The organism is Chlorobaculum thiosulfatiphilum, assembly GCF_006265165.1.
Taxonomy (GTDB): domain Bacteria; phylum Bacteroidota; class Chlorobiia; order Chlorobiales; family Chlorobiaceae; genus Chlorobaculum; species Chlorobaculum thiosulfatiphilum.
This window is the reverse complement of the sequence record NZ_VDCH01000051.1, coordinates 1-2,567: the sequence shown is the minus strand read 5'-3', so window position 1 is coordinate 2,567 and position 2,567 is coordinate 1. Positions and strand designations below refer to the sequence as shown.

The 2,567-nt window shown below is 53.6% G+C and carries 2 protein-coding genes; both read right to left on the bottom strand.

Annotated features, from left to right (window positions below; translation table 11 throughout):
- Window positions 1-1,245, bottom strand: a 1,245-nt coding sequence (locus FGF66_RS12850) for a tetratricopeptide repeat protein (protein WP_211342017.1), incomplete at its 3' end; no start/stop codon positions are given.
- The coding region (locus FGF66_RS12275) for an SEFIR domain-containing protein (protein ID WP_211342016.1) at window positions 1,175-2,567 on the bottom strand (1,393 nt) is incomplete at its 5' end. The genes FGF66_RS12850 and FGF66_RS12275, both read right to left, overlap by 71 nt.

Sequence of the window (2,567 nt, the reverse complement as noted above, 5' to 3'; positions counted from 1 at the left end):
CAACCAGTTTTCCATTAAATTCGAAGGACGGCTTCCCGTTTGATTACGACCGTTTACACACTTAGTTGAACAGACCCAGGATTTTTGAACATGTCCCTCCCCAAGTTGAGACTGTTCCTTCTTGTACAGCTCAATCGCTCTTTCGTAGCTCTCTCGAGCCTTGACGACCTCGCCAAGACCAGCCTCAAGGTCTCCAAGAAATTTAAGTGCATGGGCAAGGCTAAGCTGGTTCTGTTCTCTCTCGTATAGTTCTTTCGCTCTTTCGTAGTCCTCCCGAGCCTTACCCAGCTCTCCAAGCTGACGCTCAAGGTCGCCAAGCGATAGGAGCGCATTGGCAAGCCCAAGCTGATTCTGTTCCTTTTCGTATAGTTCTTTCGCTTTTTCGAAGCTCTCTCTTGCTTTGACTTCCTCTCCAAGACCAAGCTTAAGTTCACCAAGTGAATGCTGCACATTTGCGAGCCCAAGCCGATCCTGTTCCTTCTCGTACAACATGATCGCTTGTGCAAAGTTCTCACTTGCAGTGTCAACCTTCCCGAGACGGTACTCAAGGTTACCGAGCATAAAAAAGGATAACGGATCGCCGATGATTTCGTTAATGATTTTCAGCACAACTTGGCCAGCCAAAATATTAAACACATATACGTTTCGCAATTGCCTATGCAATTGCCACAAAAGATTCAAGTCGAAGCATCCGGCGACCTTCTCGGCCCCACATAGTTGGCCGATAGCCCATAGTTCAGCGCTGCTTCTGGAGCGAGACTGTATAGAGGCGTTAGTACTCCGAGCATCATTGGCGTAACGAGAAATCGCAAGAAAGTACTGGTATGCATGATTCCTGGCGCTGAGCCAGTTGAAGCCGTTCTCATCCGGTAAGTTGCACGTCGAGCGGCCCAACGCATAACGAGCAACGGGAGGCAGCATCGTTATGCGCTCCGCTCTGAAGGAAATCAGGTTATGCTCGACCAGCACGATTCGAGCCGTCGCATGTCCGCTGACCTCTTCCCATAAAGCCATCGACTCCTCATCCAGACCGTCAGGAAAAAGCGCGACAAATTGCCAGAGGTCGAGCGCTCCCGGTTCGCGCGCGAGAAGCTTTTCAGTCAGCGCAAACGAAAGATCGAGGCTGTCGAGACGCCCGTCGGGGTGACGCGCGGCGGCGGATGCGGTTCCCTGCTCACGCCACAGCTTTTGCAGCTTTTGCCATGAACAGGCCCGGCCAAGACGAGCAAGCAGGGTTATGGCCAAAGCGTGGCCGCCAAGCTCGTAATCGACAAACTGGGTGACTTCGCTCTTGTCGGGCAACGCGCCGCCATTCCAGCATTTCAGAAACAGCTCGACCGCGCTTGCGTTGTCGAGCCGCGCCATCAAGCACCACGCGGGACGAAGCAAGTACGCGCACGCTAGGCAGGCGGGCAAGGTCGCGCAGCATCTGCCTGCCGCCAAGCGACTCGGCCACGTGTTCGAGGTTGTCGAGATAGTACACCCCTTCCGGCAGAAAACGCCGCAATTGCTCAACCGTTTCGATACGAATCAGCATCTCGGCATCCAGCCCGACCGCTTCTCCCGCCTGGGCGAGAAACGTCCGGGGATTGGCATCGTCACGCACCTGCACGAAAAAAACCTTTTCGGAGCGGTTGCGTGCAAGCCATCTCCTGAGCGCCTCGTTACAGACCGCAGTTTTACCGATCCCGGCCGTGCCTGAAACGTGTTCAGCGTTGCCGGAACCATTCAGAAAATCGAGAATCTTCGCAAGCTCCTCCTCGCGACCGAGCACCAGCCCTTCGCGAGGCTGCAAACGAGGATCAGAAGCACCGGTCAATTCACCGGGCAGCAGGCGCGAGTTTTCTGAAGCCGGATCAGAAATGGCCTCATCGCCCAGAATCAACGCCAGAATTCTTTCGTTTCCCGAGGGAAAGCGATGATCATTATCCCAGTCGGCAAGAATTTCCGGGATATGCTCGTGCAGGCCATCGTCGGGAAGAATCGGAAAAAACTTTGTATTGATAAGACGGCTTTTGTAGAGATCGCTGGTAATGACAGCGCTTTCCCAGGTCGCGCCCCGGCCACCGGAATCGGCCACCTCACGTTTTTCAAAGAGGACTTTGTAACGCTCTGAACAGACGATAAGCACGACATCGGCATCCTCGACGCTATGCTGCATCCAAGCACGCCAACCCTTTTCGGGAGGTCTGTTGCGGTAACGGTGATCGGTAATCACCTCAACGCCATTGCTTTGCAGCCATTCGGCAAGCGCAGCGACACGCTCGGCGAGATCGCCTTCGTGGGCATAGCTTATGAAAACCGTCCGGCTTTTTTTACGATCCGCAGGCGGCATTGACGTGTGTTGATAGGAACATAAGTCGAAAAACTGTTCAACATCAATGTACGGCAAAATCAACCGGTGTAAAAGAAAGGATACGGTGTAACGTTGAAATTCAGACTGTGCCCGTCCGTGAGATTGAGACGAAGCGTGGGGGAGGAGGTGGGTATAACGCAAAAAAGCCTGCTGGGTAGAGCAGGCTTTTTGTGCTGTGTAAAAACTCGGCGACGACCTACTCTCCCGCAAT